A 26284-nucleotide genomic window follows, 5' to 3' on the forward strand; every position below is an offset into this window, starting at 1 on the left:
GGCGGTCCGCACCCCGGCCGTGCGCCTTCCTCCGGCGGCGGGCCGCGCCCGGGAGCGCCCCCGCGTGGCGCTCCGTCCCCCGGTGGCGGCGCGGGCTGGTGCCCGCCGCGCTCGGGCTGCTCACCGCCCTCGCCCTGGGCGGCCACCGGCTGGTGCCGGAGCTCGGCCTGGGCCTGGGCAGTCTGTGGGAGAGCGCCCTGCCCTGGAGCGGCCTGGTGGCGGTGGCGGCCCTGCTGTGCGCGGCGCTGCGCCGGGCCCCGGCGGCGGCCTGCGCGGGCGGGGTGCTGGCCGTGGTGTGGGCGGTGGTGTTCGGTCCCCTGCTGCTGTCCGGCGGGGCGCCGGCGGGCGGCTCCGGCGGGCCGGGGCTGACGGTGGTCACCCACAACGTGAACGCCGCCAACCCGGACCCGGCCGGCACCGCCCGCGCGCTGCTCGCCGCGGGCCCCGACCTGGTCGCGCTGGAGGAGGTCACCGACGCCGCGCTGCCCGCCTACCGGAGCGTGCTGGACCGGGCGCTGCCGCACCACGCCCGTACCGGCACCGTCGCCCTGTGGAGCCGCTACCCGGTGACGGACTCCCGGCGGCTGGTCATCGACCCCGGCTGGAACCGCTCCCTGCGGGCCGAAGTCCAGGCCCCCGGCGGCCCGTTGGCCGTCTACGTCGTCCACCTCGCGTCGGTGCGCCCGACCGTCACCGGCTTCGCCACCGCCCACCGCGACCGCGACCTCGCCGCCCTCGGCCGGGCGCTGGACGGCGAACCGCTGCGCCGCGTCCTGCTGCTGGGCGACCTCAACACGGCCGCCGACGACCGCGCGCTCGCCCCGCTCACCAGCCGGCTCACCCCGGCCCGTACCGGCTTCGGCTTCAGCTGGCCGGCGGCCTTCCCGCTGGCCCGCATCGACCACGTCCTGACCCGGGGCCTGCCGGCCACCGCCACCTGGACCCTGCCCGCCACCCCCAGCGACCATCGCCCGGTGGCGGCGAGGCTCAAGGACTGACGGCTCAAGGACTGACGGCACAGCATGTTCTGACGAATCGTCAGGCGATCGGCACGGTGTCCTTCGGCAGGGTGTGCCAGTTGGTGACGGCCGGCTTGTCGACCGGGGTGGTGCCGACCGGGACGCTCACCGGGTTCGGGTCGGGGTTGCCGATGCCGATGATGACGTCGGTGTACTGGACCGCCTGGTTGCCCTTGGTGGTCTTGGCCATGATGCCCGCGTACACGGTCTTGGCGCCGCTCAGGGTGATCTGCTCCCCGGCGGTGTGCTCGACGGGCGTCGCCTCGATGCCGCCCGAACCGAACGCGATGACGGGGTGGCCCGCGGGGAGGGTGCAGGTGATGCCCGACTTGGCCTTGGCTGAGATCAGGATGTAGCCGCCGGCCTGGGTCTCGGTCTTCGCGCCGAGGTCCAGGTCGTTGGCGCCGCAGACCTGGCCGTACCCGCTCTTGTCGCCGGCCGGGGCGGAGGCGGCGCCGGAACCGGCGGGGGACTTGGGCGGGGCGCTCTTCGTCGGGGCGGCCCCGGCCGGCGCGGCCCCCGTCGGCGCGGCCGGGGCGGGTGCTCCGGCGGGCGCCCCGGCGGTGGGCGCGGCGGTGGCCGCGGGTCCGCCGGCGGCAGGGGCGGCGGTGTCGCTGTTCTCCGGCCCGCAGGCCGTCGCGGCGGCGGCGATCACCGTGACGGCGGCGGCGGTGAGGACGAGGCGGCGCGTGCGCATGGGGTGCTCCTGCGGTCGTTCGGGCGGTACCGGTCTCTGCTGTGTGATCACCGTAAGTCGGGGTCGTTCACGGGCTGGTGCGGGAAATATCCCGATCCTGTTCCAGAAGCCGGCGCGGCCCGTACGCCGCCCGCGCGCGCGGCGGGCCGGCGCCCCCGGGTGGGGACGCCGGCCCGGCCGGGTCGGGTGAGACGGGGTCAGAGCAGCAGATCGGACTGGAGGGTGACGACCTGTCGGAACGGGGCCATGGGAACGCCGGCGGGGTTGGTCATGGTGACGACGGCGAGGATGTCCGAGGCCGAGAGGTAGGCGAAGCGCGCGGTGGGGGCGCCCCTGGAGCCGGTCGTGGTCGACTCCACGGTGGTGAGTTTGATGCCGTCGACGGTGTCCCAGTCGTCGTGGGCGGTGGTCCTGGTGTCCTCGGCGGCCTTGGGGCGGGCCTTGTTCCGCAGCGAGGCGAAGGCGTCCCAGGACTCCCGGTGCGAGCCGAAGCGCAGCAGCCGGATCTGGGTGCGGGTGCCGTCGGAGGCCGTCCACTCCCGGACGGTGGCCGCGCGGCAGGCGTCCGCCAGGAGCAGGGCGCGCATCTTGACCGCGTCCTGCTGCTCCTCGGCGATCGCGTCGCAGGGCGCCCACTGGCCGGGTTCGGAGCCGGGCGCGGGCGCGGTGGCGGACGCGGTGGCGGACGCCGGGGGCGTCGCGGACGCCGAGGGCGTGGCGGGGGCCGAGGGCGTGGCGGGGGCCGAGGGGGTGGGGGTGGGCGCCGGGAAGACCGGCGGGGTCAGGGAGCCGCCGGCCTCCTTGGGCGCCGGCAGCAGCAGGTGGCGCAGGTCCGCGTAGTGCGGGGACGTGCCCTTGTCGTCCGGGGCGCTCTTGCCCGAGGGCAGCGGCGGCAGCGTCAGCGGCGCGAAGGTGTAGCGGCCGTCGCCCGCGGTGGCCAGGCCCGGCAGGTCGGTGCGCTCGGGCGCGGTGACGGCCAGGGCGGTGCCGGTGCCGGCGAGGGCGAACACCAGGGCGGCGCAGCTCCAGCGCACCGCGGCCTTGCGGCGGCGGGTGCGGCGGGCCTCCTGTTCCGCGAGGACGGCGGGGTCCACGGGGACGGCGACGGGCGCGGCGAGCGCCGCCAGGACCGGATCGGCCTCGGGCGCGCTCCCCGGCTCGTTCCCGGGGGCGGCCGACGGGGTGACGTGGTCGGTCATACGGCTGCTCCCGGGAGGGCGAGGCGTTCGAGCTGGAGGGTGAAGAGGGCGACGATCTTGTCCTTGGGCAGCGGTGCCACGCCCTCGGCGCTCATGATCACCAGGAGGTCGCCCTCGGCGGCCGAGCACTCCAGGTAGTCGATCGGCGCGGACGGCGGCGCCGGCATCAGGTAGCAGTGCGCCTCGGGGTGTCCGGGGATGGACGGGCCGATCCGGAACAGGCCGGTGTCGCCGGTGAAGACCGCGGTGTACTCGTTGATCCGCTGCACTTCCTGCTGGTTGAACTGGCGCAGCTTCAGGCCGATCACCAGGTCGTCGCCGGAGGCGCGGTAGGTGCGCACACCGGTGGCCTTGACGTGCATGCCCTCCCAGTAGGAGCGCATCTTGTCGCGCTTCTCCTTGGGGAGCTGCTGGAGTTCGGCGTCCAGCTCGGCGGACAGCTGCTCGCCGTTGAACTCGGTGTCGTTGCCGTAGCCGCTGTCGTCCGGGCCGGGTTCGTAGCCGGCCGGGACGGGCAGCAGCAGGTCGCGCAGCGAGCCGAAGTGGCTGCCGTTGGACTTGGCGCCGTACGGCGTGGCGGTCGCGGTGGGGGTGGGAGCGGTGGACGGGGCGGCGGCGGTGGCCGGCGCGGGGTCGTCGTACTGGGTCTTGATGATGCCGATGCCGATGGCCACGCCGACCAGCGCGGCGGCGGCGGTCGCGGCGCCGGCGCGCAGCAGCCGGCGGGGGGCGGGGTTCGGCCCGGCCGGGGCGGCGGGGCCCGAGGGGGCGGCGGGATCGACGGGCCCGAGCGGCGGGACGGACCTGCCGGGCGGAACGGACCCGATGGGCGGGCCGGTCAGGACGGGCCGGGCCTCGGGGGCCGGCTCGGGCGCGCCGGGGGCGGCGGCGGTGGTCACGGTGTCGTCGTTCATGCGAGCCGCTCCCACTGCCGCTTGGCGAGGTCCTTGAGGGTGTCGGGGTTGACCGGCTTCGGGGCGAAGACCTCGACCGTCATCTGCACCGTGCCGCGCTTGGCGATGGCCTGGCCGTAGTAGTACTGCTCGGTGGTCTCGGCCCAGTGGTGGGCCTCGGGGTACACCTTGTAGCCGCCGTTGGCGTTCTCGGCGAACGTCTGGGGCCAGGTGACGGCCTTCGCCTCGTCGGCGTGGTCCGCGGTGTACTGGACCAGCTGGACGCGGTACTTGACGTCGTCCTTCTTCCAGTCCACCGCGGCCGCGCGCCGGAAGCCGGTCGACGCGAGGTCCTTGAACCGCTCGGCCGCCCTGCCGCTCTGCTCGGCGAGTTCGCCGATCGAGATCCAGCTCGGCTTGTCCGGGTAGTCCTCCCAGGAGGTGCTGCCCTCGGGCGCGCTGATCAGCAGCTTGGTGAGGTCGCCGTCGATGGCGAGCGGCTTGGGCTGCTCGGCGGCGAGGGCGGCCGCGTCGACGGTCTCGGCCGGATAGGAGGGGCGGGCGGCCTGGAGCGGCGGCAGCGGCGTGGGCGGGCGCTGGGCCTGCACGGCGTAGCCGACGCCGCCGCCTGCCAGGGTGCCCAGCACCAGGGCGCAGACGGTCAGCAGCACCGGGCGGGGGCGGCGCGGAGCGCGGGGCGCGGGGGCCTCCCGCACCGGCTCGGCCGGGGCGGCGGACTCGCCGGCGCCGGGCGCGACGGGCGGGGCGGCGGGCGGCGCGGCAGGCGGCGGCGGAACAGCGGGCGCGGACGCGGCGGGCTCGGCGGGCTCGGCGGGTGCCGGCTCCGCGGGTTCGGTGGTCACGGAAGTGGCTCCAGAGGAGGGAGGAGAGGAAGGGGTGGCGTGGTACGCGGGCGGACGGGCACGGGGTTTCGGGGCCCCGGGCTCAGCCGCCGTTGGTGAGCCACTCGCGCTGGCGCTTCATCAGCTCGTTCAGCAGCGCCTTGTCGGGCGTCCCCTTCACGTCGACGTCGATCGTGTACTGGACGTCGCCCTGGCTGGAGATGCCGCTCATCGAGCCGGTGTACGCCTGCTGCTTGGGAGCCTTCAGGTAGCCGCGGCCGCCGGAGTCGCCGGCGATGTCGAACGGTTCCAGCGACTTGACCTTGTAGTTCTTGGCGAAGTCGCCGGCCATCGCGGTGGAGCCCAGCTTGAGCAGGGTGACGGTGACTTCGGCCTTGCCGTCGGCGGTCCGGTACATCCGGGTCGCGCCGCCCTTGTAGCCGTAGGACTTGAGGATGTCCATGATGCTGTCCTGGTTGCCGAACAGGTCGGCGGTGTCCTCGTCGGTCATGGTCATCCCGTCCGCGGGTCCGTAGGACTCGCCGCCGGCCGGGATGGGGAGCAGGAAGTAGCGCAGGTCGCCCTCGTGCTTGCCGCCGTTGACGGTGCCCTTGACGGTGCTGGCCGGGGCGGGCTCGGCCGGGACGGCGGTGGGCGTGGGGACGGGCACCGCGGAGGGCGTCGCGCTCGCGGGGGCGCTCGCGCTCGCGCTCGTGGTCGCGGCCGTCTTCGACGGGCCGGTGGCGGCCACGGCCGGGCGGGCGTCGGGCTTGCCGACGGCGACGGTCACGGCGGCGCTGGCCGCGGTGACGGCGAGTAGACCGGCGGTGGCCAGCGCGACGCCGACCGCGCGCGGCAGCCGGCGCGGGGCAGGCTCCGGGGCGACGGCCGGTTCGGTGGCCGGCGCGGCGGGGACGGCGGCCGGGGCGGGCGGCGCGACGGGGGCGGGCAGGACGGGCGGCGCGGGCGGGGCTGCCGGTTCGGCGACCGGCGCCGGAGGTCCGGCGGCTGCGCTCTCGTTGTCGGACTCGGGCAAGGGAATCCCCCAGGAAGATTGCGGAATCTCACGCGCGGGCCCCTCGCGGGAACCCCTCCCCCATGCGGGTTCTCCGGGCATTCCGTCAACGCGTGTCGGCAGGAATTATGAGAGCCCGTCGACACCACTGCCAAAACATTCAATCACCACACTCTCACCCAATGTTCGATGAATCGGACACGCCGTGATCGAACCGCAATGGGCCGCTGGTCTGCGGTGATGACACAGTGTCGACACATCGATTCGAACACGGGGTCCTTCGAGCCGAGGGGCGGGGCGGTGAATCGGGCACGCGGCCTTTCGGCTGCGCCTACGGTTGGAACGTGGACGGACAAGAATCGGGCACCTGCCGGCCGGCCCGGCCGCGGTTCGCCGTCGGCCCCGGGTACGCGCTGTACCGGGGACCGCTGGCGGACAGCACCTTCCACCGCCACGCCACCTTCCAGATCGCCGTCGCGGTGGCCGGTGAAGCCTCACCCGGGGGCGCCCACGGGGTGACGATCGACGACGCGGACGGCCGGCGCCACCGCGGGCCCGCGATCGTGGTGCCGCCGATGGTGCGCCACCGGATGGCCCCGGTCCGGGAGGTACTGGTCTTCTACGTCGACCCGCACTGCGCCTTCGCCGACCGGCTGCGGCAGCAGTGCGGCGAGGGCGTCACCGTCACCCCGTGGTGGCACGGCCTGACCGAGCGGGACGTACGGTCGCACGGTGGGCTGCCCGCCACCGGGCTGGACCCGCGGCTGCGCGCGGCACTGGCGGCGCTGGCCGACGACCAGGTGCCGCTGGAGGGCCTCGCCGCGCGCGTCGGACTGTCCCCGCCGCGCCTGCGGGCCCTGGCGCAGCGGCAGTTGGGGGTTCCGCTGGCGCGCTGGCGCAGCTGGCAGCGGCTGTCCAGGGCGGCGCTGGCGCTCGGTGCGGGGTGCTCGCCGGCCGAGGCGGCGTTCGCGGGCGGGTTCGCCGACCAGGCCCATTTCACGCGCTGGATGCGGGAGTCGACCGGCCTGACGCCCACTCAGGTGCTGCCCGCCCTGCGCGGCACCGGGGACGCGGCGTCGGCCTCGGCTTCGGCTTCGGCTTTTGCCCCGGCCGCTCAGGCGGCGCGGCGAGCGGTGTAGAGGGACAGCGAGCCGGTCACCGTCGCGACGGTCTCCGTCTCGCGCACGCCCTCGAAGCCCGCCTCGGCGATCAGCCGGGGCAGGATGCCGTCGGCGTTGGGCTGGGTGTCCTCCTTGCCGTCGGCGAACTGGACGATCCGGAAGGCCAGCCGCATGGCCGCCGTGCGCTGCCTGCCGAAGTCGGCGATCACCAGCTTGCCGCCGGGGCGCAGGGTGCGGTGCATGGCGGCGAGGATCGCCTGCTTCGCGGAGAGGGGGCACTGGTGGAGGACGAGGCTGGAGACGACGGTGTCGGCGGTTCCGTCGCCGACGAGGTCGGCGACGGCGTCTCCCATGCCGGTGCGGAAGTCGGGGGCGGCGCCGGCCGCGGCGGCCTTGCGGCGGGCCAGGCGCAGCACAGCGGGGTCGGGGTCGACGCCGATGACGGTGGCCCGGGGTTCGGTGCGGCCGAGGAGGACGGCGAGGGAGCCGGTGCCGCAGCCGACGTCGACGATGACGTCGTCGGGGCGGGGGGCGACGTGCATGGCCACCAGGCTGCGCCAGAGGCGTTCGCGGGTGAGGGAGACGATGGGGTCGTAGAGGCCGAGGGCGAAGCGCCCGGCGGCGGGGGTGAAGGTGTCGGTCGGTGTCATGCGGCCAGTGTGGACGGGCAGTTGGGGCGGGGTCTTGAACGAATCGCTCGCGGCTCCGGACGGCGGAGCGCTTCAGGACGGGGTGGGAGGGCCGACTGCCGGAGGAGAGGCAGGAGGAGGAACGGGGGCGGAAGCGGGAGCGGCCCGGAGCAGCAGGACCAGCCCCAGGCCCAGGTCGACGGCCACGTCCAGTGCCTGGAGCCAGTCGGCCGTCTTCCCGGGCGAGTAGATCTCCAGGTAGTCGGACAGCGCGTGCACCAGCACCAGCGGCCAGATGCTCCCGATGTACAGGCGCGCGCCGCACAGGCAGAAGCCGAACGCACCGGCCTCCACCACCTGCCACAGCGTGTTGTCCAGGGGCGCGTCGAAGAACAGCCAGTTGCCGAGGTGCCCGACCCCGAACAGCACCGCCGCACGCACCGGGCCGAGTGGCCGCGCGACCTCATCGATGGCTACCGCTCACCATCCAGCGCGAGAAGTCGGACGGGCCGACTTCTCGCGCACCAGCACGCCGACGGCCAGTGACACCGGGCGGCCCCGCACCACGCGCGGGGCCGCCCGGAAGGCTTCAGGGGCCGACCGGAAAGTCGTCGGCCCGGATGCCCTCAACGAAGGACTGCCATGCCTCAGGGGCGAAGCTGAGAGCAGGGCCGTGAGGGTCTTTGCTGTCCCGAACCGGAACCACGCCGATGATGCCCTCGGCCATCTCGATGCAGTTGTCGTTCGGGTTGCTGTAGCTGCTCTTGCGCCATGCCAGGTCAGCTGTCACGCGGATGACCTCCCGAAGCTCTCAGCCTGTGATGGGCTGCCCCGTCCGACGCGGGGCAGCCCACGGTACTGAGTCAGTTGGCTGCCGGGAAGTCGCCCACCCGGACGCCGGCGACGAAGGACCGCCACGCATCGGGAGTGAATGCGAGGGCTGGGCCTTGCGGATCCTTTCCGTCACGGACAGGGACCATGTCCACCAAGCCGTCGGCTATCTCTACACAGTCGCCTTGGCCATTGCTGTATGTGCTCTTGCGCCAGACGGTCTCGTCGGGCCGATCTCTCATGTTCCGTACTCCTCTGCGGTGTTCCTCAACCAGGAGATATCCCTCTCGGCACACCTCACACGCCGGACGGCCCCGCGTGGTGCGCGGGGCCGTCCGATGGGGAGCGATTCAGGGGTTGATCGGGAAGCCGTTGGCCTGGATGCCGGCAATGAAGGCTCGCCAGGCCTCGGGGGTGAAAGCGAGGGCCGGGCCGTGAGGATCCTTGCTGTCACGGACGGGAATGGAGTCCGGAAGCCCGGTGGCGATTTCGATACAGTTACCGCCCTCACTGCCGCTGTAGCTGCTCTTCTGCCAGGTCAATTCAATCGTCATGTCCGTACCCCTAGGTTGCCAACTTTTGCATCCAAGCCCGGGAGTCGTCCGGGCTCATCGCGGCAGCTGTGAGCTGATCGAATACCAGCTCATGATGGGCGATGTCCTCGGCCTTCTCCAGGTAGAGGCTGCTCGTCAACGCCTCGACGTAGACGATGTCGCCCGGCACATCGGCGAAGGAGAGGATGTGGAACGCCGAGCTCATGGAGGGGTGGGGGCCATGGCTGAACGGGAGAACCTGGATCGTGATGCAGGGATTCTCCGAGAGCGCGAGAAGGTGCCCCACCTGGCTATGCATGACGTCGGGTCCACCGACTGGCCTACGAAGGGCTGATTCGTTCAGGATGACCTTCACATCAGGCGCTATCGCCCGGCGAAAGACCTCCTGTCGCTGGATACGCAGTTTGACCCGGCGTTCGATCTCTTCCTTGCTCATCCCAGTAGGCGAGACACGAAACATGGCCCGGGCGTAGTCCGCTGTCTGGAGCAGACCAGGAACCAACTCGACCTCGTAGCCACGAATCCGCGCGGCATCGGCCTCAAGCCCCACATAGGTCTGGAACCAGTCCGGCAGCGTGTCCGCGTAGTCATGCCACCAACCGCGCTGCGTGCTGCGGCGGGTCAGGGAGATGAACTGCCGCAACTCGGCTTCATCATCGACGCCGTACAGTTCGAGCATCGCACGAACGTCGGATTCCTTGAGGGTCGTCTGGCCTGACTCGATCCGCGACACCTTGGTTGCGCTGAAGCCGAGTTCGTCCGCAACGGACTTGGCCTGACGCCCGGTCCGTTCGCGCAATCGTCGCAGCTCGGAGCCGAGCCTACGGCGCAGCACGGTTGGACTGTCCACGCTCGTCGCTCCCTCTTGGTTGACGTCGGGTCACAGTCTGCCACCTCCCTCGGAGATCACAAGAATCTTGCGTCGCCACGCAATTGCGCGAGAGTGCGCTTGCGTAATGGAGCTATTGCAGAGCATGCTACAGGGAGTAGCGCTTCAGGTCTCCTGAGTGACCATGACCGGCCTGCTGCCGGGCATCCCCATGCCTCCGCCCGGCTTCCGCATGGCTTCAAACTCCGTGCCCGGAAGGTGGATTCACCATGTCCTCCAACTGCTCCACCACGTGGCTGCCGCGCAGCCGCCGCGCGCCCTCCGAGGGGCGCTCCCTCCTCGCCTCCTTCCTCGCCTCCGCCCCGGGCGGGGAGTTCTACCGCGACTCCGGGCTCCTGATCGTCTCGGAGCTCGTCACCAACGCCCTGGTGCACGGCACGCCGCCCGGCCACCGCATCTACCTCTCCCTCGACCTCGACCCCGCCCGCCTGCGCATCGAGGTGCACGACGCCCGGCGCAACCGCGAGCCCGTCCTGCGCGCGCTCACCCTCGACAGCGAGGCCGGGCGCGGCCTCCACCTCGTCAAGTCCCTCTCCGCCCACACCGGTTGCTCCCCGCGCGAGCACACCGGCAAGATCGTCTGGTCGGAGCTGACCGCATGAGGGCCGACCACGACATCCTCGTGGAGGTCCCGGACCTCCGCCCGCCCACCGTCCACACCCTCAACGCCGACGCCCTCGAACGGATCTGGGCCTCGGTCTGCCACCTCCCGATGTCCCGCTTCCAGCACCACGTCCTGGAGCGCCGCCTCACCGGCCCCTGCGCCCGGCGCGACATCCTGCGCGACCTCGCCGGCGCCCCCGTCCTCGTCCTCCCCCTCGGCGACCGCGAACTCCGCATCAGCTGGGCGAACCCCACCCGGGAGCCCACGTGATCCACCACGCCCGGAGCTGACGCCCGCCCCGGCCCGTCCACGCCCCGCTCCGCCCCCTTCGCGTGAGAAGTCGGCCCATCCGACTTCTCACGCCCCTTGCCCTCCCGCCCGTCTTCCTCCGGCACAGGGACGAGAACCCGGCCTGCGACGCTCGATCGCCACGACGGAAGCAATGGGCTGATGTGCGACGTTCCATAACTTTGGACAGAAAAGCACAACTTGGCAACGTTATGTCCGTTCCCCTGGCCAGGCCTGACGGTCCGTCGCCAACCTCGGTGGTAGCTCTTCTCGCCGCACCGCTACCCCCTGGAGCCAGAGTGAGCACCACCCCCTTCTCCCGCCGCCCCCTCGCGGCCATGGCCGTGGCGGTCGCCGCCGTCGCCGCCGTCGCGATCCCCACCACCGCGGTCTCCGCCTCCGCCGCCCCCGGCAAGCGGGAGACGGCGGTCACCCAGGCCCGCGCCAACGTCGCCCACAACGCCGGGGTGTTCGGCTTCGGCCCGAGCCAGGACCTCGTGCCCAAGGACGTCGTCCTCGACGCCGACGGCGCCTCGCACGTCCGCTTCGACCGCACCTTCCAGGGCCTGCCGGTGGTCGGCGGCGACCTCGTCGTCCACCAGGACGCCCGCGGCCGGTTCGAGGACTCCTCCCGCGCGGCCGCCCACGACCCGTCCCTGAAGTCCACCGTCCCCGTGGTGCCCGCACAGACCGGCGCCGCGAACGCGCTCTCCGCCTCCCCCGGCATCCAGAACGCCGTCAGCACCCCCGAGTTGGTCGTCTGGGCCGCCGACGGAACCCCCCGCCTCGCCTGGCGCACCACCGTCCGGGGCAGCGGCGACCACGGCCAGCCCGCCGGGCGGGTCGTCGTCACCGACGCCGTCACCGGCGAGCGGATCGAGGCCTACGACGCCGGGCACCAGGCGGCCGGCACCGGCAACTCCGAGTACACCGGCAAGGTCACCATCGACACCACCCCGGTCGGCGGCGGCTACACGCTCACCGACCCGGTGCGCGGCCACGTCACCAAGGACGCCAACAACTCCGACCCCAGCGACGCGAGCTCCGGCACCACGTTCACCAGCACCACCAACGTCTGGGGCGACGGGAAGAAGTTCTCCACCGACCGCTCCACCGCCGCCGTCGACGCCCACGCCAACACCGCCTGGACGTACGACTACTACAAGAACGTCCACGGCCGCAACGGCATCAAGAACGACGGCAAGGCCGCCACCGTCTTCGTCCACGTCGGCACCAAGTGGGACAACGCCCAGTGGTCCGACGACTGCTTCTGCATGCTCACCGGCGACGGCGACGGCACCAAGGACCCGGAGCAGGTCGACCTCGACACCATGGGCCACGAGATGACCCACGGCGTCACCAGCGCCACCGCCAACCTGCGCTACAGCGGCGAGTCCGGCGGCCTCAACGAGTCCACCAGCGACATCTTCGGCACCATGGTCGAGTGGTACGCCGACAACCCGATCGACACTCCCGACTACCTGTTCAGCGACCAGTCCACCCCGCCGTGGCTGCGCCGCTTCGACAAGCCCTCGCTGGACGGCCGCTCGGCCGACTGCTGGAGCAGCGGCGTCGGCAGCCTCGACGTGCACTTCTCCTCCGGCGTCGGCAACCACTGGTTCTACCTCGCGAGCGAGGGCAGCGGCAGCAAGACCGTCAACGGCGTCACCTACAACAGCCCCACCTGCAACGGCTCCACGGTGGCCGGCATCGGCAACACCAAGGTCGCCAGGATCTGGTACCGCGCGCTGACCGTCTACATGACCTCCACCACCACCTACAAGGACGCCCGCACCGCCTCCCTCAACGCCGCCAGTGACCTGTACAAGGTCAACAGCGCCGAGTACAAGGCGGTCGCCGCGGCCTGGAGCGCCGTCAGCGTCAACTAGCGCCGCATCAGGCCGCGTTCTCCCCGTTGTGACGTGCGCCCGGTTGCCCCAGGTGGCAACCGGGCGCACGGAACGACCACGCGGCTGAACGCGCACGGGTCCGTGAGACCGACGATGACGGGGCAGGCGGTCGCTGTGGATCGTCCGCGGGGGCACCGGGCCGGTGGTCACCTGACGGCGGGCCCGGACGGTCAAGCGCGCGTGGGCACCGCCCGGCACCCCCGCGCCCCGAACACGGCGGCCGGGGCGTCCGACGGGGCCGGACGACCGGACCGCAGCGACACCACGCCCGCCCGCACGCCCGTGACCTGCGAGTTCCGCCGGAGCTGCGGGCGGCCGGGCAGCTGGCTAGCCTGGTCGAGTGGGCACGAAGCATCTCCATGCCCGCCGGGCCCGGGCGGTCAGCGATCCGCCCGCCCGGGCAACCCACCGGCGCGGCCCACGGCCCGCAGCGCTTCCGACGCCATCCACGGAAGAGCCCGCACACCTCTCGGACATCCCACAAGGGAGAGCACATGAGAGTGACGCCCATGTCTCCTGCCAGGCGCATCGCGACCGCGGCCGTCACCGCCGTACTGCTGGCCGGCACTCCCGGCCTGGCCATGGCAGTCGCCCCGCAGACCACCCTGCCGTCCCTCCAGACCGAGGAATGGCGCCGGTTCAGCATCTGGCCGCCGCCCAACCTCCCGGCCAGGAACCTGGACGTCGACAGCAGCGGCAGAGTCGTCGTGTCCACGCCCGACCCCGCGAGCGAACGCCAGCAGTGGAGCCTGAGCGCCGACGGCGGGCTGCCGGTCATCAAGAACAGGGCGACGGGCACGTGCCTGACCGCGCCGGACGACACCCTGGACCCCGTCACCGTGCAGACCTGCGACAAGAACAACCCGAACCAGCGGTGGGACGTGCATGACGTGACGTCCAGCCAGGTCGAGATCTCACCCCCGGCCCACGGTTCCCTCGCCCTCACCGGGGGCGCGCAGGCCGGCAGCAACCAGGTCGTTCTCCGGCCCTATACGGCGGCGGAAATCCAGCAGTGGTCCATCCGGTCCGTGAAGTAATCAAGGACGTTCGTGCCGCACGCCCGGCCGGCGAGGGCGGCCGGTGCGGCAGCCTCCCCCCTGGCCCGCGTGCCCGCTCTCGGCGAGGATGGACCGTCAGGCTTCGGGAGAGGGCGATGACGTGCCGTTACGCATTCACTTCACCGTGGAGGACCTCGCGCGGACCCGCGTCTCCGACAGACCCGCGCCCTGCATCGAGCTGAGCACCGCGGCCCGGCAGCTCCAGGAACGCACGCATCCGGTACGGCTCGGGGCCTGGCGCCACCGCACCCTGTCCGCCCTGCACCCCGCCTCGCGGATGGTCTTCGCCCTCATGCCCCCGCGCGGGCGGATCACCGACTTCCTGAGCGGCGCGAACGCCCCGACCCCCGCCGAGCTGATCGACCGGATCCGTTCCACGCCCCGCGGCCGTTTACGGGCCAGCCTGGAAAACACCGCCCGGCACCAGCCGCTGCCCGCCTGGGACGTCTTCCCTATTGAATCGACATGTTGAAGCCAGAGTTGGAGGGGTTGAACATGACTGGCTGGCGCGTTTTCTGGGTGCCCAGGGGCCGGACCGTGGTTACAGAGCGTGTGCCCGCATTCACCTCGCATGGGCCCGTCGTGAGCCCGGCGGCCGGCCGGCCCTTTCAGGGGAGGAACCGATCGGCCGCGTTCAGGCGTCAGGCCGCCATGCCGAGTTCGGTACGGGTTCGGTGCAGGAAGTCGCGCACGGCGCTCTCCCGCCGCCAGGGGGCCAGGGCGGTGTTGAACTCGCGGACGTAGTCCAGGGCCCGGCTCGACTGGACGCGGGCGAGGACGTCGACGGCCTGGTGGCCGAGCGCGAGCCCCTGGTCGAGGTCGCGGCCCTGGAGATGGGCGGTCCCGACGATCGCCAGGCGTATGCCGACGGAGCGGGTGAACAAGCCGGTCGGCATGGCGGCGGCCTGCGCGTTCCAGGCCAGGGCGGCCTTGGGGTTCTTGAGGTCGCGGAAGACCTCGGCGGCGTCGGCGGAGAGCCGGGCATGGTGATAGAAGTCGATCCAAGCGGGGTCGCCGGCGCCGTCGCGGGCCCGGTCGAGCAGGCTCTCCGAGGCGGCCAGCGCCGCCGAGGCGGCCCGGGCGTTGTCGTCGCGGGCGTGAGCGCGGGCCTCGATGAGTTTGGTGAACGCGAGCACCCTCGGGGCGGCATGGCCCTTGGCCCGCTCGAAGGCGCCCTGGGTCATGTCGATGGCCTCGCTGGCGAAGCCCCGCAGCAGGGTCTGCATCGCCATCGTGGTCAGCACATAGCAGCCGAGCTCGATGTCGCCGCCGGCCCGGGCGAGGCGGAGGGCCTGGATGAAGTGCCGCTGGGCGGCGTCGTGCTGGCCGACGTCGAAGGCGGTCCAGCCGGCCAGCCGCGACAGTTCGGCGGTCACCGAGAACAGGCGGCGGCCGACGTCGTCGCTGAACGAGCCGTTCAGCAGCGGCACCGCCCGTTCCTGCAAACAGGCGGTGACGGAGTTGGCCTTCCAGTTCCCGCCACCGTATTTCGAGTCCCAGCGCCGGGCGTCGTCAGCGGCCTCCCGCAGTTCGGTGAGGTCGGCGGCGCCGACCCGGCCGCGGCCGCGGTAGGCGGCGGTCTCGTCGGCCGGAGTGACCAGCCACCGGGTGACCGGAGTGGTGAACGCGGAGACGGCGAAGCCCGTTCCGGTGAGGAAGTCGCGGCGGTTCACGGAACTCCAGAACGAAGTGGCGACGCGCACGGCGTCGGCGGGGTCTCGCGGGAAATCCAACCCCACCGCGGCGTCCGGCGTCTCGGCATCCGCCATGCCGATCTCCGCCAACTGCACCGGCCGCCCCAGCCGTTCACCGATCGCCTGAGCCAGCAGCCTGGGCACCGGCCATTCCGGGACCATGCCCCGGCGGCACCAGTTCGCGACCGAGGTATGCGTATACGTGGTGGTCAGCCCGGCCTCATGGGCGAGCTGGTTCACGCGCAGGGCCAGCGATTTGTGGCTGGCCCCCTCACACTTGTCGATCATCCGGGCCAGAGCCTCGTTCGGCGGCTTGGCCCTGCGGGTGGTCGACGCCACAGCGTCCCCCTCAATCGGTCCCCGGCTGGGTCCGGGGAGTCGTACGCGACTGGGCACGAGAAGTCGTACATCCGGCACCGCGGCCGGATCACCGAGGGTATTGCCTTCGCCGCTCACGGTGAATCGCTTTCGCGAGTTGTGAGCCCCCTTGCGAGCCCTGCCCCGGGCCTCGGCGGACGCGGTTGTCTGATGCCCCGGGCCTCCGCCGGGACGGACCACAAACCTTCCGGCGGGGGCCGCCACCGATTCACGCTCGGGGGTGACAACCAGATGTGCGGAATCGCAGGACTGGCCGGCGCGGACGCCGCCCGCCACGAGACCACGGTCGCGGCGATGGGCATGGCCCAGCACCATCGCGGCCCGGACGGCACCCGGCACCTCACCTCGGCCGACGGCCGGGCGGTGGTGTCCATGAACACCCTGCTGATCGTCGACACCGCCGCCCAGCCCGGCCCCTACCAGGACCCGGCCAGCGGCATCGTCCTCACCTTCAACGGCGAGATCTACAACTACCGGCAGGCAGCCGCGGCCTGGGGCATCCAGCTGGAGCCCGGCGAGACCGACGCCCACCTGGTCCTGCGGGCCTGGGCCAAGCTCGGCCCCGGCTGCCTCGCCGGCCTGGACGGCATGTTCGCCCTCGCCGCCTACGACCCGCGCGAGGGCCGGCTGTTCCTGGCCCGGGACCGGCTCGGCGAGAAGCCCCTCTACTGGCGCCTGGACGGCGGACGCCTCGCGTTCGCCTCCGAGGTCACCACCCTCACCGGCTACGGCACCGCCCCGCTGGTCGTCCGCCCCGAGATGCTGTCCATCGAGACGCCCACCGGCGCCGACACCCCGTTCCAGGGCATCCAACTGCTGCCGCCCGCCGGGCTTCTCGCCTTCGACGTCGCCACCGGCTCCCTGGCCCAGCGGACCTGGTGGTCCCTGGAGGGCCTGGAACCCTGGCAGGGCGACTACAGGACGGCGCTCGCCCGGTTCTCGACCCTGCTGGCGGACCGGATCCCGATGCGGGCCCCTGGCACCGACTTCGCGCTGCTGCTGTCGGGCGGGCTGGACTCCTCGGTCCTGGCCTACCTGATGCGCCCGCAGGTCTGCGTCACGGTCCGTTACCCCGGCCAGGACCGGCTGGACGAGTCCGCGACCGCGGCCGTCGGCGCGCGGGACATCGGCGCCGAGCTGCTGGTCATCGAGCCGACCGCCGCCGACTTCGCCCGCACGCTGCCGGAGATCATGCACGCGCTGGACTACCCGATGGGCAACGCGTCCACGTTCTCCGAGCACATGGCCTACCGGGCGGTCGCCGAGCGAGGCATCCGCGTCGTCGTCGGCGGGCTGGGGCCGGACGAGTTCCTGATGGGCTACGTCCGTCACGCGCTCGTCCTCTTCGGGCCGGAGGCGGTGCTCGGCGCCGGGCTGGATGCCTACCGGCCGCTGGCCTCCAAGCTCCTGAACGGGGACGGCGGCCCGCTGGAGCCGTCCGAGGCGATCGTCCGCCTGATCCTGCGCGGATCGGACCCCGACGGCCGGGTCCGGGAAGTCGTCGCTGACGCCCTTCGCCGGGCCGACGGCGACCTGGCCCGCGGGCTGACGCTGGCGGACCTGGCCACGGCCTGGCGCCCGCTGGTGATGACCTCGGACAAGCTGGCCTCCGCGTTCGCGCTGGAGCGGCGCTCGCCGTTCCTGGCGCGGGACTTGGTCGAGTTCTCCTACCGGCTGCCGGTCGAGCACAAGATCGCCGACCCGGCCGGGGGCAAGCGGATCCTGCGGGACGCCGCCAGGGCGCTCGGGCTGCCCCGGGAGGTCTGGGGCAGCCGAGACAAGCTCGGTTTCGCCTCACCGGTCCCGAGCTGGCTGTCCGGCCCGCTGGAGCACTGGGCGACTGCGAAGATCTCCACCGCGCTCGACCAGGCCCCCGTCTCGCTGCGGCCGCTGCTGGCCGGCGGTCTGAAGCCCGGGGGCCGGTTCGATCGCACCCGGATGCAGGCGCTGATGGCCGCAGCCTGGTTCTCCGACCACACCCTCACGGCCGCCGCATGACGCGCCGTCGGCTCACTACGGTGAGCACATGGACATCCTTCCCCCGAACCCGGCCGCCGCCGAGTCGCACGGAGCGGTCGCGATCATCACCAACCGGCGCGGCGAGTTCCTCCTGCACCTGCGCGACGACCTCGACGGCATCGCCTGGCCCCGGCACTGGAGCCTCCTGGGAGGCGGTTGCGACCCCGGCGAGAGCCCGGCCGACGCGATCGTCCGCGAGCTCGACGAGGAAGCCGGCCTGGCCGTCGACGGCGGCCCGGCCGAGCTGTTCGAGACCCGGGACGTCCACGGCTCGGGTCAGGTCATCACCTTCTTCGCCGGCTCCTGGGACGGCGACGAGACCGCGCTGCCGCTGGCCGAGGGCGTCAAGCTCCAGTTCTTCGCCCCCGAGCACCTGCCCGTTCTGACCATCCCGCCGTTCATCCGCGACGGCATCCACCGTTTCCTGGCCGCCCGCCCCGGCACCTGACGCCCCCGTCCCCGAGGGGGCGGGGCCCGGCCGGGTCGCCGACCCGCCCCCTCGGAAGGACACGTTCGTGAAGCTCACCGTGATCGGCTGCGGCTACCTCGGCGCGACCCACGCCGCCGCGATGGCCGAGCTCGGCCACCAGGTCCTCGGCATGGACACCGACACCGACAAGGTCGACGCGCTGAACAAGGGCCAGGCCCCGTTCGTCGAACGTGGCCTGGACGACCTGCTCGCCAAGCACACCGCCACCGGACAGCTCAGTTTCACCGTCTCCTACGCCGAGGCCGCCGCCTTCGCCGACGTCCACTTCCTGGGCGTCGGCACCCCGCAGCAGGACGGCAGCAGCGCCTACGACCTCACCCACCTCCACACCGCCGTCCGCCGCCTGGCCCCTCGACTCGGGGACGGCGCGCTGATCGTCGGCAAGTCGACCGTCCCGGCCGGCACCGTCGCTGAGCTGAGGCAGACCCTGGACGAGCACGTCCACACCGGCGCGAGCGTCGGCCTGGCCTGGTCGCCGGAGTTCCTGCGCGAGTCGTTCGCCGTCCTGGACACCCTGGAGCCGGACCGGATCGTCCTCGGCATCGAGGACGGCGACACCAGCAGCGAGGCCATCTTCCGGAGGGTCTATGCCGACATCCTGGCCAAGGGCTCGCCGCTGATCGTCACCGACATCGCGACCTCCGAGCTGATCAAGGGCGCCGCGAACGCCTTCCTCGCCACCAAGATCTCCTTCATCAACGCGATGGCCGAGCTCTGCGAACTGGCCGGCGCCGATGTCCAGCAGGTCGCCCTCGCCCTGGGCTACGACCACCGGATCGGTGCCAAGGGCATGCGGCCCGGTCTCGGGTTCGGCGGCGGCTGCCTGCCCAAGGACCTGGCCGGCTTCACCTACCGCGCCGAAGAACTCGGCGCCGACACCGGCCTCCTGCGCCAGGTCGCGGCGATCAACCGGCGCCGGCGCGAGCACACCGTCGACCTCGCCCGCGAAGCCCTCGGCGGCACCCTGGCCGGCAAGCGGATCGCCGTCTGGGGCGCCGCCTTCAAAGCCCACACCGACGACATCCGCGACTCCCCGGCCCTGGCCGTCGCGGACGCCCTCCAGCGGGCCGGCGCCGAGGTCACCGTCCACGACCCCGCCGCGATGGAGAACGCCCGAAGGGCCTACCCCCGGCTCGACTACGCCGACGACCCCACCCAGGCCGTCACCGGCGCCGGGCTGCTGCTGCACCTGACCGACTGGCCCCAGTACTCCGACACCGACCCGGCCGAACTCGCCCAGCACATCGCCGTCCCCAAGGTCCTCGACGCCCGCGGCACCCTCAACGCGAACCGCTGGCGCGCGGCCGGCTGGACCTTCCGCGCCCTCGGCCGCCCCTGACAGCACCGGCCGCACGGCACATTCACAGACTCCCGGCCCGGCCGCCGCACGCGCTGAAGGACAGCCTGCTCCCGGACGGCGGCAGCGGGTACGCGTGCTGACGTGAGCCGAGGCGTCGTCAGGTGAGCGTCGGGGCTCCGGTTCGCCGGAGCCCCGACGCTCGTGCCCGGGCCCCGGCCCGGCGCCCGGTCAGAGCCAGCCCCGCCGCGCCGCCTGGACGCCGGCCTGGAAGCGGGTGGTGGCGCCCAGGTTGGCCAGCAGGACGGACACCCGGCGCACCACCGTGCGCCGCCCCAGCCCCAGCCGGCGGGCGATGGCGTCGTCCGTGGCCCCGCCGGCCATCAGCGTCAGGATGCGGCGGTCGCGTTCGTCGATGTGCGGGCCGACCCCGGCCACCGAGGCGGGCACCGCCAGGCGCCACAGCGTCTCGAACACCGCCGTCAGGGCGTTCAGCAGCCCCGACGGCCGGACCAGCAGCGAGACCACGCCGGGCCCGTCGTCGGCGGGCAGCGTGACGATCGCCAGGTCGTCGTCCCCGATCGCCAGCTTGAGCGGCGGCTCGTCCAGGGTGCGGGCCTGCTCCCCCGCCTCCACCATCCGTGCCATGTTCGGCCCGGCCACCGGGTCCTGGAACGCGCAGCCCTGGTAGATCGCCCGGTAGCCGACCCCCGCGGCCATCCGGCGCCGCTGCAGCACCTCCTGGTCGAGGTAGTGGGCCGGGCTGCCGGAGTACGGCGGCACGTCGATGACCCGCACCTGGTGACGGGCGGCCAGCTGGAGGCTCCGGCTGGCGGCCAGCACCTCGGCCGGGTCCTCGACCACCTCCAGCGCGCCGTAACTGCCGGTGTCGCGGCGGGCGTAGCGGTAGAGGCGCTCCAGTTCGGCGCCGGCCCGGCGCACGGTGGCCTGGCGCAGCGCGTCGCGTTGCAGCACCGTCTCGACCACCCGGGCCGGCGGCAGCGCCTCCCAGGCGTGGTCGCGGTCGTCGGCGCTGTCGGTGGTGTCGAAGGCGACCGCGACGCCCTCGTCGGCGAGGTCGCGCAGCACGGCGAGGACGGCCTCCTCGTCCAGGCCGGCCTCCCTGGCCAGTTCGGGGACGCGGGCCCGGGGCCGGCCGACCAGGCAGTGGTAGACGCGTCCGCGTTCGGACTCCGGTTCCAGCACGTCGTGCACGAAGCCCCCCTGTCGTCGGGCGCCCCTGGCGGGGCCGGTGGAGGCTACCCACGCCGGCGGCGCACATGCGCCAGTGGCGCAGGTGCGCCGCCACGGTGCTCTGGCGTCCGGCGGGGCCACTCGCAAGAGTTGTCGGTGATCAGTCAGATCATCGAAGGCCTCGGGTCCCCGGAGGCCGAGGAGGCCGAGGACGCCCATGACCCCTGTCCGGCTCCGGCGCGCCCGCGCGGCTCTCGCCGCCCTGGCCGCCTGCCTGCTCCCGCTCGCCGCACCCGCGGCGCCCGCCACGGCCGCCACGACCGCCACGGCCGCCGAAGCCCCCGCCGCCGTACGGGCCGGGGCCGACGGGCCGCCGCCGCTGACCGACGGCTTCGGACTGACCCAGACCGGCGCCGCCACCGGCAGCGCCACCAACTTCGTCGTCACCGTCACCACGGCGCAGGTCGCCGGGCCGCACACCATCCGCATCCTGCTGCCCGCCGACTACGCGGCCCGGCCGGACAAGCGCTACCCGGTGCTGTACTTCCTGCACGGCGCCTCGGACAACCCGAGCAGCCCGGCGCTGGCCTACCCCGCGCTGACCGCCGCCCAGTCGATGATCACCGTCATCCCGGACGGCGGCCTGCGCGGCTGGTACGCCGACTGGCTCGACCAGAACACCGCCGCCGGCGCGCAGAACTGGGAGACCTTCCACCTCACCCAGGTCCTCCCGTTCGTCGACGCCAACCTGCGCACCCGCACCGACCGCGCCCACCGGGCCGTCGGCGGGCTGTCCATGGGCGGCTTCGGCGCCCTGCACTACGCCCAGGACCGCCCCGACCTGTTCGGCCAGGTCCTCACCATGTCCGGCGCCAACGACCTGTCCACCGACGAGATGATCATCCGCGGTGCCGTGGTCGCCACCCTGACCAACGCCGGCACCGTGCTGTGCGGGCCCAGCGACGGTCACCCCTGCGCCCTGGACTTCGGGCCCACCGTCTCCAGCGACGCGATCTTCGGCAGCCCGTACCCGGTGTTCGGCGCCGACTGGCGCTGGAACGCCGCCGACCCCGCCTCCCGCCTGGCCCGCCTGGCCGGCACCGGCATCGCCGTCTACACCGGCAACGGCAACAACAGCCCCTCCGACATGGAGTTCTGGGCCGAGGGCACCGCCAAGCGCGTCAAGCAGCGCCTGGACGCGCTCGGCCTGCCGCACCACTACGTCGACTACGGCGACGGCACCGGCTGGGGCGCCGACTGCCACGGCGGCCACACCCCTGGCTGCTGGGCCCAGGACCTCGTGGACTACGTCCCGCGCCTGGAGGCGGCCTTCGCCGCCGCGCCCTGAGCCGCGCACCCCGCCCCGAGCCGCACGCCCCGAGCCGCGCGCCCCGCCCCTCTCCCCCGACCCCGATGAAAGGACACCCCCTTGCCCGCCACCCCGACCCCCGGCCGTACGGCCTCCTGGCCGCGCCTGCTCGCGGCCTTCCTGGTGAGCTGTTGCGCCGCCCTGGGCCTGGCCGCCCCGGCCTCCGCGAGCGGTGCCGCCGCCGCGCCCGCCCCGGTCGCCGCCTGCACCACGCCGCAGCAGTGCCTGACCATCAAGTCGCTCAGCAACGGACGCCAACTCGACGTCCAGAACGGCACCATGGGCGACGGCGCCTACATCGTCACCAACTCCGCCCCCGGCTACCACCAGTCCTGGCGGCTGAGCGTCAACCCCGCCGACTCCTCCTTCGCCATCGTCAACAACGACACCGGCAAGTGCATCGACCTGGCCTTCCTCACCCCGGCGCTGCGCCAGCAGACCTGCGCCGGCCAGGCCAGCCAGCGCTGGTACTTCCAGCCCGTGTCCGGCGGCGGCGACGCGTTCATGATCCGCCACCAGGGCGACAACACCTGCCTGGACCTGCTGCTCGGCGGCAACTACGACGACGCCTGGACCGACCAGTACACCTGCAACGGCACCGCCAACCAGCAGTGGTCCACCGGGTTCCCGCTCGCCGCCCGCAACCTGGCCGTCGACCACGGCGCCAAGCAGTGCCAGAAGGACCCCTCCAGCTGCTCCTGGACCACGGTGAGCGAGGCCCCGGCCGCACCGCTGCCGCGCGCCTGCGCCTCCGCCGTCTGGTTCAACAACACCAGCGGCACCGTCCAGCAGTCCTTCTCGGTCAACGACGACAGCGGCTGGTCCAACAGCATCGGCGGCGACATGACGACGTCCATCACCGGCGGCGCCCCCGGCAACGTCCTGACCGCGACGATCAGTTCCACGCTGCACTACACCAACGAGTGGCACGGGTCGCGGAGCGTCAACAACAGCGTGACCGTCACCGTCCCGCCCCAGGAGTACGGCTGGGTGACGCTCGCCAAGGTCGCCCGCAAGGTCACCGGCACCTGGACCTTCGACGCCCACGGCATCCCGTGGACCGCCGAGGACACCATCACCGTGCCGCTCAGCTCCGACCCCACCGCCGGCGCCACCCTCTACATCGCCAACACCAGCGCGACGTTCACCAGCTGTTCCTGACGCAACGTCAATTCCAGGGCCGCCGCCCGTGCTTCACCGGGCGGCGGCCCCGCGTCCGCCCGGACCAGGCCCCTCACCACGGGAGCCGCGCCGTGGGCACCGGCTGCCGCAGCGCGGACGGCCGGGGAGGCCGCAGAGGGGGTGGTTGCAGCGGGTGGCCGCGGAGGGCTCGGGCGGCAGGGCCGGTTTCCCGTGCCGTTCCCCGGCCTCCACCCGGTCGGCCGCACGTCCCCGGCCACCACGAGCGGTGAGCGGCGCCGCCCCGCAGGATGGACGGCATACGGGTGCCGCAGCATGTCCTGCCTGCCGAGGGAGCACCGTCCCACCACTCGCCCCTCGCCCCTCGGTCCCGGACCGCGGCACCAGCCGGACCACGGCGGGCAGCGCCCCCTGCGCGGCCCTGCGCGTCTCGCTCGCCGAGCACACGCGCCGACCACACGCGCCGCCCGGCCGAACCGAACGCGAAGGGATCAATCGTGGAATCCAAGGGAAACGTCACTCGGATCGCCGGTGCAGGTGCGGCGATCGCCTTCAGCTCGACGCTGCTGGTCGGCGGCGCCACCCCGGCGCACGCGGTGACGTACTACGAGGTGGCCAACGCCAACAACACCAGCGCCTGCCTCCAGGTGGACGCCAGGACGGACCCGGGGAACGTCGTCCTCGGCAGCTGCGACCGCAGCGCGAAGCAGGTGTGGCAGATCAGCGGCGGCGTCTTCAAGAACCCGGCCTCGGGCCACTGCCTCGACGGGAACGGCGCGGACGTCTACACGCACCCGTGCAACGGCGGCGACTACCAGAAGTGGACGACCACGTCCGGCAGTCCGAAGTCCATCAAACACAACAAGAGCGGCAAGTACCTGGACGCGAACGGAACGGTCGGGGCCGAGGTCGGCTTCCAGCCCACCATCTCGACGGCGTCCCGCTGGGTGATCCGCACGGTGTGACGGTCCCGCCGGCCCCGTGCTCCGCCGGACGGCGCCCCCGCGCCGTCCGGTGACGCCCGGCTCCTCGGAACCCGGGGCCCGACGCCACCCGGGTCAGGAGTGCCCGATCTCGACCGAGGTGATCACCACGTCCTCGACCGGGCGGTCGTCCTCGGTGGGCGCGGTGGCGATCGCGTCGACCACGGCCCTGGACGCGGCGTCGGCGACCTGGCCGAAGATGGTGTGCCGGCGGTTGAGGTGGGCGGGGGTGCCCACCGTGACGAAGAACTGCGAGCCGTTGGTACCCGGGCCGGCGTTGGCCATCGCCAGCAGGTACGGCTTGGTGAAGAACAGCTCCGGGTGGAACTCGTCCGCGAACTCGTAGCCCGGGCCGCCGGTGCCGGTGCCGGTCGGGTCGCCGCCCTGGATCATGAAGCCCTTGATCACCCGGTGGAACAGCGTGCCGTCGTAGTACGGGCCCCGGCCCGGCTCGCCGGTGCGCGGGTCGGTGTACTCCCGGGTGCCCTCGGCGAGTTCGGCGAAGTTGCGGACCGTCTTCGGCGCGTGGAACGGGAACAGCTCCAGGCGGATCGGGCCCGCGGTGGTGTGCAGGGTGGCGAACCGGGCAGTGGCCACGGGGTGACTCCTCGGGTGGATGGCGACGGGTGCGGCCTGTGCGGCCGGTGCGATGATCAGGGCCGTTCGGCTACGGCATCCTGGCACAGCCTCCGGGCCCGCGGCCGAACCGGGTGGGACGATCCACACGTCGTACCCAGGGAGAACGTCGGACGAAGGGGCAGGTGGCCGTGATGGTCGGTGCGGTTCTGATCGGAGTGCTGGCCCTGGTCGTCGCGGGGTGCGGCTGCGTGGTGTGGGCCGACCGGGGCGGGCCCCGCTGGACCCGCGCGGTCGCGGCCCTCACCATCGGCGCCGGCAAGGCCGTGCGCGGCTACCAGCGCCAGCCCCGCCGGACGAACAGCGGCGGAGAGGGCGGGGACGGCGGGGACGGCAGCTGAGCCGCAGGCCCCGCGGTGTCCACCGCTGCCGGTGCCGCTGCCCGTACCGGGCTTGGTCGTCGCGGCCTCGTCCCTGGCGCGGGCCTTTGCCAGCCCCGTGTCCTGGCGTCGGTCGCCGCCGCGCCCGCGGCCGGATCCGCCGCCCGGGCCCGCCCCACCCCCACGCGCGCCAGCCCGGTCGGCGCAGGCCCTACGCTGTGGCGGATGAGCTTCCACCTGGTCGTCGGACACGGGCCCGCCGGGGCCGCCACCGCCCGCCTGCTGGCCGGACAGGGCCACGAGGTCCGGGTCGTCACCCGCACCGGGCGCCCCGCCGGGGCGGCCGTCCCCGGCGTCGAGCACCTCGCCCTGGACGCGTCCGACCCCGTACGGCTGGCGCGGGCCGCCCGCGGCGCCGCCGCCGTCCACGGCTGCGCCGCCCCGCCACTGCCGCGGTGGACCCGGCTGTGGCCCGCGCTGACCGCCTCGCTGTGCGCGGCGGCCGAGGAGAGCGGCACGGTGCTGGTGATGCTCGGCAACCTGTACGGCTACGGGCCGGTGACGGGCCCGATGACCGAGGACCTGCCGCTCGCCGCCACCGGCCCCAAGGGGCGGGTGCGGGCGGCGGCCTGGGAGCAGGCGCGGGCGCTGCACGAGGCCGGACGGATCCGGGCCGTGGAGGTGCGGGCCTCGGACTTCTTCGGCCCCGGCGTCACCGACGGCGGCCACCTGGCCGCGCGGGTGATGCCGAACCTGCTGAAGGGCCGCCCGGTCGCCACCCTCGGCGACCCGGACACCCCGCACAGCTGGACCTACCTGCCGGACGTCGCCCGGGCGATGGCCGAGCTGGCGGGCGAGGAGCGGGCCTGGGGCCGGGCCTGGCACGTGCCCACCGCCGCGCCGCTGTCGGTGCGCGCGATGGCCGGCCGGTTGGCCGCCGAGGCCGGCGGCGGACCGGTCGCGGTGCGCCGTCTGCCCGCGCCGCTGCTCGCCGTGGCGGGGCTGGTCAACCCGCTGCTGCGCGAACTGCGGGAGGTGCGCTACCAGTTCGACCGGCCGTTCACGGTGGACTGCTCCGCGTACGAGGCGGCGTTCACGGTCCGGGCCACGCCGCTGGAGGAGCAGCTGCGGGCGACGGTCGCCTGGTGGCGCGAGCGGGCGTAGCCGGCGCGGGGCCGCCCGCCGCCGCTGCTTCCGTGGCGGGCCTCTCCGCCC

General features: G+C 73.3%; 29 protein-coding genes. 15 read left to right on the forward strand and 14 right to left on the reverse strand.

Going from position 1 to position 26284, the window contains the following annotated elements; translation table 11 throughout:
• Nucleotides 1-98: 98 nt before the first annotated feature.
• Nucleotides 99-998 (forward strand): endonuclease/exonuclease/phosphatase family protein, encoded by a 900-nt coding sequence (locus tag ACZ7C5_RS22350; RefSeq protein WP_470323299.1) that lies wholly within the window; start codon nucleotides 99-101, stop codon nucleotides 996-998.
• Nucleotides 999-1038: 40 nt separating this feature from the next.
• On the opposite strand, the gene ACZ7C5_RS22355 is transcribed toward ACZ7C5_RS22350, so the two are convergent.
• From ACZ7C5_RS22355 to ACZ7C5_RS22375, 5 genes are all read right to left on the reverse strand, one after another.
• A complete protein-coding gene (locus ACZ7C5_RS22355) occupies nucleotides 1039-1716 on the reverse strand; it encodes a DUF4232 domain-containing protein (RefSeq protein ID WP_470323300.1) in 678 nt (225 codons plus the stop codon).
• Between the two features lie 197 nt (nucleotides 1717-1913).
• On the reverse strand, nucleotides 1914-2915 hold the full coding sequence (locus ACZ7C5_RS22360) for a hypothetical protein (RefSeq protein WP_470323301.1): 1002 nt from the start codon (nucleotides 2913-2915) through the stop codon (nucleotides 1914-1916).
• Nucleotides 2912-3829 carry a hypothetical protein gene (locus ACZ7C5_RS22365; protein ID WP_470323302.1) on the reverse strand — a complete coding sequence of 306 codons (918 nt, stop codon included), beginning with the start codon at nucleotides 3827-3829 and terminating at the stop codon, nucleotides 2912-2914. The genes ACZ7C5_RS22360 and ACZ7C5_RS22365 overlap by 4 nt, the downstream gene beginning before the upstream one ends.
• On the reverse strand, nucleotides 3826-4671 hold the full coding sequence (locus tag ACZ7C5_RS22370; RefSeq protein ID WP_470323303.1) for a hypothetical protein: 846 nt from the start codon (nucleotides 4669-4671) through the stop codon (nucleotides 3826-3828). The genes ACZ7C5_RS22365 and ACZ7C5_RS22370 overlap by 4 nt, the downstream gene beginning before the upstream one ends.
• An 82-nt stretch (nucleotides 4672-4753) precedes the next feature.
• Entirely contained in the window at nucleotides 4754-5686 is a 933-nt protein-coding gene (locus ACZ7C5_RS22375) for a hypothetical protein (protein WP_470323304.1), read from the reverse strand.
• 323 nt (nucleotides 5687-6009) lie between these two features.
• Between ACZ7C5_RS22375 and ACZ7C5_RS22380 the strand changes: the two genes are divergently transcribed.
• A complete protein-coding gene (locus tag ACZ7C5_RS22380) occupies nucleotides 6010-6804 on the forward strand; it encodes a helix-turn-helix domain-containing protein (protein ID WP_401089426.1) in 795 nt (264 codons plus the stop codon).
• On the opposite strand, the gene ACZ7C5_RS22385 is transcribed toward ACZ7C5_RS22380, so the two are convergent.
• The 6 genes from ACZ7C5_RS22385 to ACZ7C5_RS22410 form a co-directional block, all read right to left on the reverse strand.
• On the reverse strand, nucleotides 6780-7436 hold the full coding sequence (locus tag ACZ7C5_RS22385; RefSeq protein WP_470323305.1) for a class I SAM-dependent methyltransferase: 657 nt from the start codon (nucleotides 7434-7436) through the stop codon (nucleotides 6780-6782). The genes ACZ7C5_RS22380 and ACZ7C5_RS22385 overlap by 25 nt on opposite strands.
• A gap of 72 nt (nucleotides 7437-7508) precedes the next feature.
• Entirely contained in the window at nucleotides 7509-7856 is a 348-nt protein-coding gene (locus ACZ7C5_RS22390; RefSeq protein ID WP_470323306.1) for a CPBP family glutamic-type intramembrane protease, read from the reverse strand.
• A 148-nt stretch (nucleotides 7857-8004) separates the two neighbouring features.
• On the reverse strand, nucleotides 8005-8205 hold the full coding sequence (locus ACZ7C5_RS22395) for a DUF397 domain-containing protein (RefSeq protein ID WP_470323307.1): 201 nt from the start codon (nucleotides 8203-8205) through the stop codon (nucleotides 8005-8007).
• A gap of 73 nt (nucleotides 8206-8278) precedes the next feature.
• Nucleotides 8279-8488 carry a DUF397 domain-containing protein gene (locus ACZ7C5_RS22400; RefSeq protein ID WP_401089419.1) on the reverse strand — a complete coding sequence of 70 codons (210 nt, stop codon included), beginning with the start codon at nucleotides 8486-8488 and terminating at the stop codon, nucleotides 8279-8281.
• A 108-nt stretch (nucleotides 8489-8596) separates the two neighbouring features.
• Nucleotides 8597-8800, reverse strand: coding sequence for a DUF397 domain-containing protein (locus ACZ7C5_RS22405; protein ID WP_401089417.1), 204 nt, complete (start codon nucleotides 8798-8800; stop codon nucleotides 8597-8599).
• 10 nt (nucleotides 8801-8810) lie between these two features.
• The gene (locus tag ACZ7C5_RS22410) at nucleotides 8811-9650 is read right to left on the reverse strand and encodes a helix-turn-helix domain-containing protein (RefSeq protein WP_401089415.1); all 840 of its coding nucleotides are present in this window, start codon (nucleotides 9648-9650) and stop codon (nucleotides 8811-8813) included.
• 248 nt (nucleotides 9651-9898) lie between these two features.
• On the opposite strand from ACZ7C5_RS22410, the gene ACZ7C5_RS22415 reads away from it, so the two are divergent.
• The 5 genes from ACZ7C5_RS22415 (at nucleotide 9899) to ACZ7C5_RS22435 (ending at nucleotide 14021) form a co-directional block, all read left to right on the forward strand.
• A complete protein-coding gene (locus ACZ7C5_RS22415; RefSeq protein WP_470323308.1) occupies nucleotides 9899-10291 on the forward strand; it encodes an ATP-binding protein in 393 nt (130 codons plus the stop codon).
• Entirely contained in the window at nucleotides 10288-10563 is a 276-nt protein-coding gene (locus ACZ7C5_RS22420; RefSeq protein ID WP_470323309.1) for a hypothetical protein, read from the forward strand. Before ACZ7C5_RS22415 ends, ACZ7C5_RS22420 begins: the two co-directional genes overlap by 4 nt.
• Nucleotides 10564-10919: 356 nt before the next feature.
• Nucleotides 10920-12470 (forward strand): M4 family metallopeptidase, encoded by a 1551-nt coding sequence (locus tag ACZ7C5_RS22425; protein ID WP_470323402.1) that lies wholly within the window; start codon nucleotides 10920-10922, stop codon nucleotides 12468-12470.
• 530 nt (nucleotides 12471-13000) lie between these two features.
• A complete protein-coding gene (locus ACZ7C5_RS22430; protein WP_401089409.1) occupies nucleotides 13001-13528 on the forward strand; it encodes an RICIN domain-containing protein in 528 nt (175 codons plus the stop codon).
• 121 nt (nucleotides 13529-13649) lie between these two features.
• Nucleotides 13650-14021 carry a hypothetical protein gene (locus ACZ7C5_RS22435; RefSeq protein WP_401089407.1) on the forward strand — a complete coding sequence of 124 codons (372 nt, stop codon included), beginning with the start codon at nucleotides 13650-13652 and terminating at the stop codon, nucleotides 14019-14021.
• A gap of 169 nt (nucleotides 14022-14190) precedes the next feature.
• Here ACZ7C5_RS22435 and ACZ7C5_RS22440 read toward each other — a convergent pair whose 3' ends face one another.
• Nucleotides 14191-15582: a sporulation protein gene (locus ACZ7C5_RS22440; RefSeq protein ID WP_401089405.1), complete on the reverse strand. Its 1392-nt coding sequence runs from the start codon at nucleotides 15580-15582 to the stop codon at nucleotides 14191-14193.
• Between the two features lie 270 nt (nucleotides 15583-15852).
• On the opposite strand from ACZ7C5_RS22440, the gene ACZ7C5_RS22445 reads away from it, so the two are divergent.
• From ACZ7C5_RS22445 to ACZ7C5_RS22455, 3 genes are all read left to right on the forward strand, one after another.
• Nucleotides 15853-17619: an asparagine synthetase B family protein gene (locus ACZ7C5_RS22445; RefSeq protein WP_470323310.1), complete on the forward strand. Its 1767-nt coding sequence runs from the start codon at nucleotides 15853-15855 to the stop codon at nucleotides 17617-17619.
• 28 nt (nucleotides 17620-17647) lie between these two features.
• Nucleotides 17648-18088 carry an NUDIX domain-containing protein gene (locus ACZ7C5_RS22450; RefSeq protein WP_470323311.1) on the forward strand — a complete coding sequence of 147 codons (441 nt, stop codon included), beginning with the start codon at nucleotides 17648-17650 and terminating at the stop codon, nucleotides 18086-18088.
• Nucleotides 18089-18155: 67 nt separating this feature from the next.
• A complete protein-coding gene (locus ACZ7C5_RS22455; RefSeq protein ID WP_401089402.1) occupies nucleotides 18156-19469 on the forward strand; it encodes a UDP-glucose dehydrogenase family protein in 1314 nt (437 codons plus the stop codon).
• 189 nt (nucleotides 19470-19658) lie between these two features.
• Here ACZ7C5_RS22455 and ACZ7C5_RS22460 read toward each other — a convergent pair whose 3' ends face one another.
• The gene (locus tag ACZ7C5_RS22460; protein ID WP_401089401.1) at nucleotides 19659-20642 is read right to left on the reverse strand and encodes a LuxR family transcriptional regulator; all 984 of its coding nucleotides are present in this window, start codon (nucleotides 20640-20642) and stop codon (nucleotides 19659-19661) included.
• Nucleotides 20643-20838: 196 nt separating this feature from the next.
• Between ACZ7C5_RS22460 and ACZ7C5_RS22465 the strand changes: the two genes are divergently transcribed.
• The 3 genes from ACZ7C5_RS22465 (at nucleotide 20839) to ACZ7C5_RS22475 (ending at nucleotide 24095) form a co-directional block, all read left to right on the forward strand.
• A complete protein-coding gene (locus tag ACZ7C5_RS22465) occupies nucleotides 20839-21969 on the forward strand; it encodes an alpha/beta hydrolase (protein WP_470323312.1) in 1131 nt (376 codons plus the stop codon).
• Nucleotides 21970-22050: 81 nt separating this feature from the next.
• Nucleotides 22051-23151, forward strand: a complete 1101-nt coding sequence (locus tag ACZ7C5_RS22470) for an RICIN domain-containing protein (protein WP_401089398.1) — start codon at nucleotides 22051-22053, stop codon at nucleotides 23149-23151.
• A gap of 476 nt (nucleotides 23152-23627) precedes the next feature.
• Nucleotides 23628-24095 carry an RICIN domain-containing protein gene (locus tag ACZ7C5_RS22475; protein ID WP_401089396.1) on the forward strand — a complete coding sequence of 156 codons (468 nt, stop codon included), beginning with the start codon at nucleotides 23628-23630 and terminating at the stop codon, nucleotides 24093-24095.
• 93 nt (nucleotides 24096-24188) lie between these two features.
• Here the strand turns inward: ACZ7C5_RS22475 and ACZ7C5_RS22480 are convergent, their stop codons facing one another.
• Nucleotides 24189-24710 carry a peptidylprolyl isomerase gene (locus ACZ7C5_RS22480; RefSeq protein ID WP_401089394.1) on the reverse strand — a complete coding sequence of 174 codons (522 nt, stop codon included), beginning with the start codon at nucleotides 24708-24710 and terminating at the stop codon, nucleotides 24189-24191.
• A 173-nt stretch (nucleotides 24711-24883) separates the two neighbouring features.
• Between ACZ7C5_RS22480 and ACZ7C5_RS22485 the strand changes: the two genes are divergently transcribed.
• The gene (locus tag ACZ7C5_RS22485; protein ID WP_401089392.1) at nucleotides 24884-25090 is read left to right on the forward strand and encodes a hypothetical protein; all 207 of its coding nucleotides are present in this window, start codon (nucleotides 24884-24886) and stop codon (nucleotides 25088-25090) included.
• Between the two features lie 204 nt (nucleotides 25091-25294).
• Complete coding sequence (locus ACZ7C5_RS22490; protein WP_470323313.1) at nucleotides 25295-26233, forward strand: NAD-dependent epimerase/dehydratase family protein; 939 nt, start codon at nucleotides 25295-25297, stop codon at nucleotides 26231-26233.
• Nucleotides 26234-26284 lie beyond the last annotated feature (51 nt).

The sequence above is a fragment of the Kitasatospora sp. NPDC036993 genome (genome assembly GCF_055607525.1).

Excerpts from the sequence above, each read along its gene's own strand:
- ACZ7C5_RS22450 (WP_470323311.1), top strand. The coding sequence starts at position 17,648 with ATGGACATCCTTCCCCCGAACCCGGCCGCCGCCGAGTCGCACGGAGCG.
- ACZ7C5_RS22445 (WP_470323310.1), top strand. The coding sequence starts at position 15,853 with ATGTGCGGAATCGCAGGACTGGCCGGCGCGGACGCCGCCCGCCACGAG.
- ACZ7C5_RS22490 (WP_470323313.1), top strand. The coding sequence starts at position 25,295 with ATGAGCTTCCACCTGGTCGTCGGACACGGGCCCGCCGGGGCCGCCACC.
- ACZ7C5_RS22360 (WP_470323301.1), bottom strand. The coding sequence starts at position 2,915 with ATGACCGACCACGTCACCCCGTCGGCCGCCCCCGGGAACGAGCCGGGG.
- ACZ7C5_RS22355 (WP_470323300.1), bottom strand. The coding sequence starts at position 1,716 with ATGCGCACGCGCCGCCTCGTCCTCACCGCCGCCGCCGTCACGGTGATC.
- ACZ7C5_RS22465 (WP_470323312.1), top strand. The coding sequence starts at position 20,839 with ATGACCCCTGTCCGGCTCCGGCGCGCCCGCGCGGCTCTCGCCGCCCTG.
- ACZ7C5_RS22415 (WP_470323308.1), top strand. The coding sequence starts at position 9,899 with ATGTCCTCCAACTGCTCCACCACGTGGCTGCCGCGCAGCCGCCGCGCG.
- ACZ7C5_RS22385 (WP_470323305.1), bottom strand. The coding sequence starts at position 7,436 with ATGACACCGACCGACACCTTCACCCCCGCCGCCGGGCGCTTCGCCCTC.
- ACZ7C5_RS22365 (WP_470323302.1), bottom strand. The coding sequence starts at position 3,829 with ATGAACGACGACACCGTGACCACCGCCGCCGCCCCCGGCGCGCCCGAG.
- ACZ7C5_RS22485 (WP_401089392.1), top strand. The coding sequence starts at position 24,884 with ATGGTCGGTGCGGTTCTGATCGGAGTGCTGGCCCTGGTCGTCGCGGGG.
- ACZ7C5_RS22420 (WP_470323309.1), top strand. The coding sequence starts at position 10,288 with ATGAGGGCCGACCACGACATCCTCGTGGAGGTCCCGGACCTCCGCCCG.
- ACZ7C5_RS22400 (WP_401089419.1), bottom strand. The coding sequence starts at position 8,488 with ATGAGAGATCGGCCCGACGAGACCGTCTGGCGCAAGAGCACATACAGC.
- ACZ7C5_RS22405 (WP_401089417.1), bottom strand. The coding sequence starts at position 8,800 with ATGACGATTGAATTGACCTGGCAGAAGAGCAGCTACAGCGGCAGTGAG.
- ACZ7C5_RS22425 (WP_470323402.1), top strand. The coding sequence starts at position 10,920 with ATGGCCGTGGCGGTCGCCGCCGTCGCCGCCGTCGCGATCCCCACCACC.
- ACZ7C5_RS22430 (WP_401089409.1), top strand. The coding sequence starts at position 13,001 with ATGTCTCCTGCCAGGCGCATCGCGACCGCGGCCGTCACCGCCGTACTG.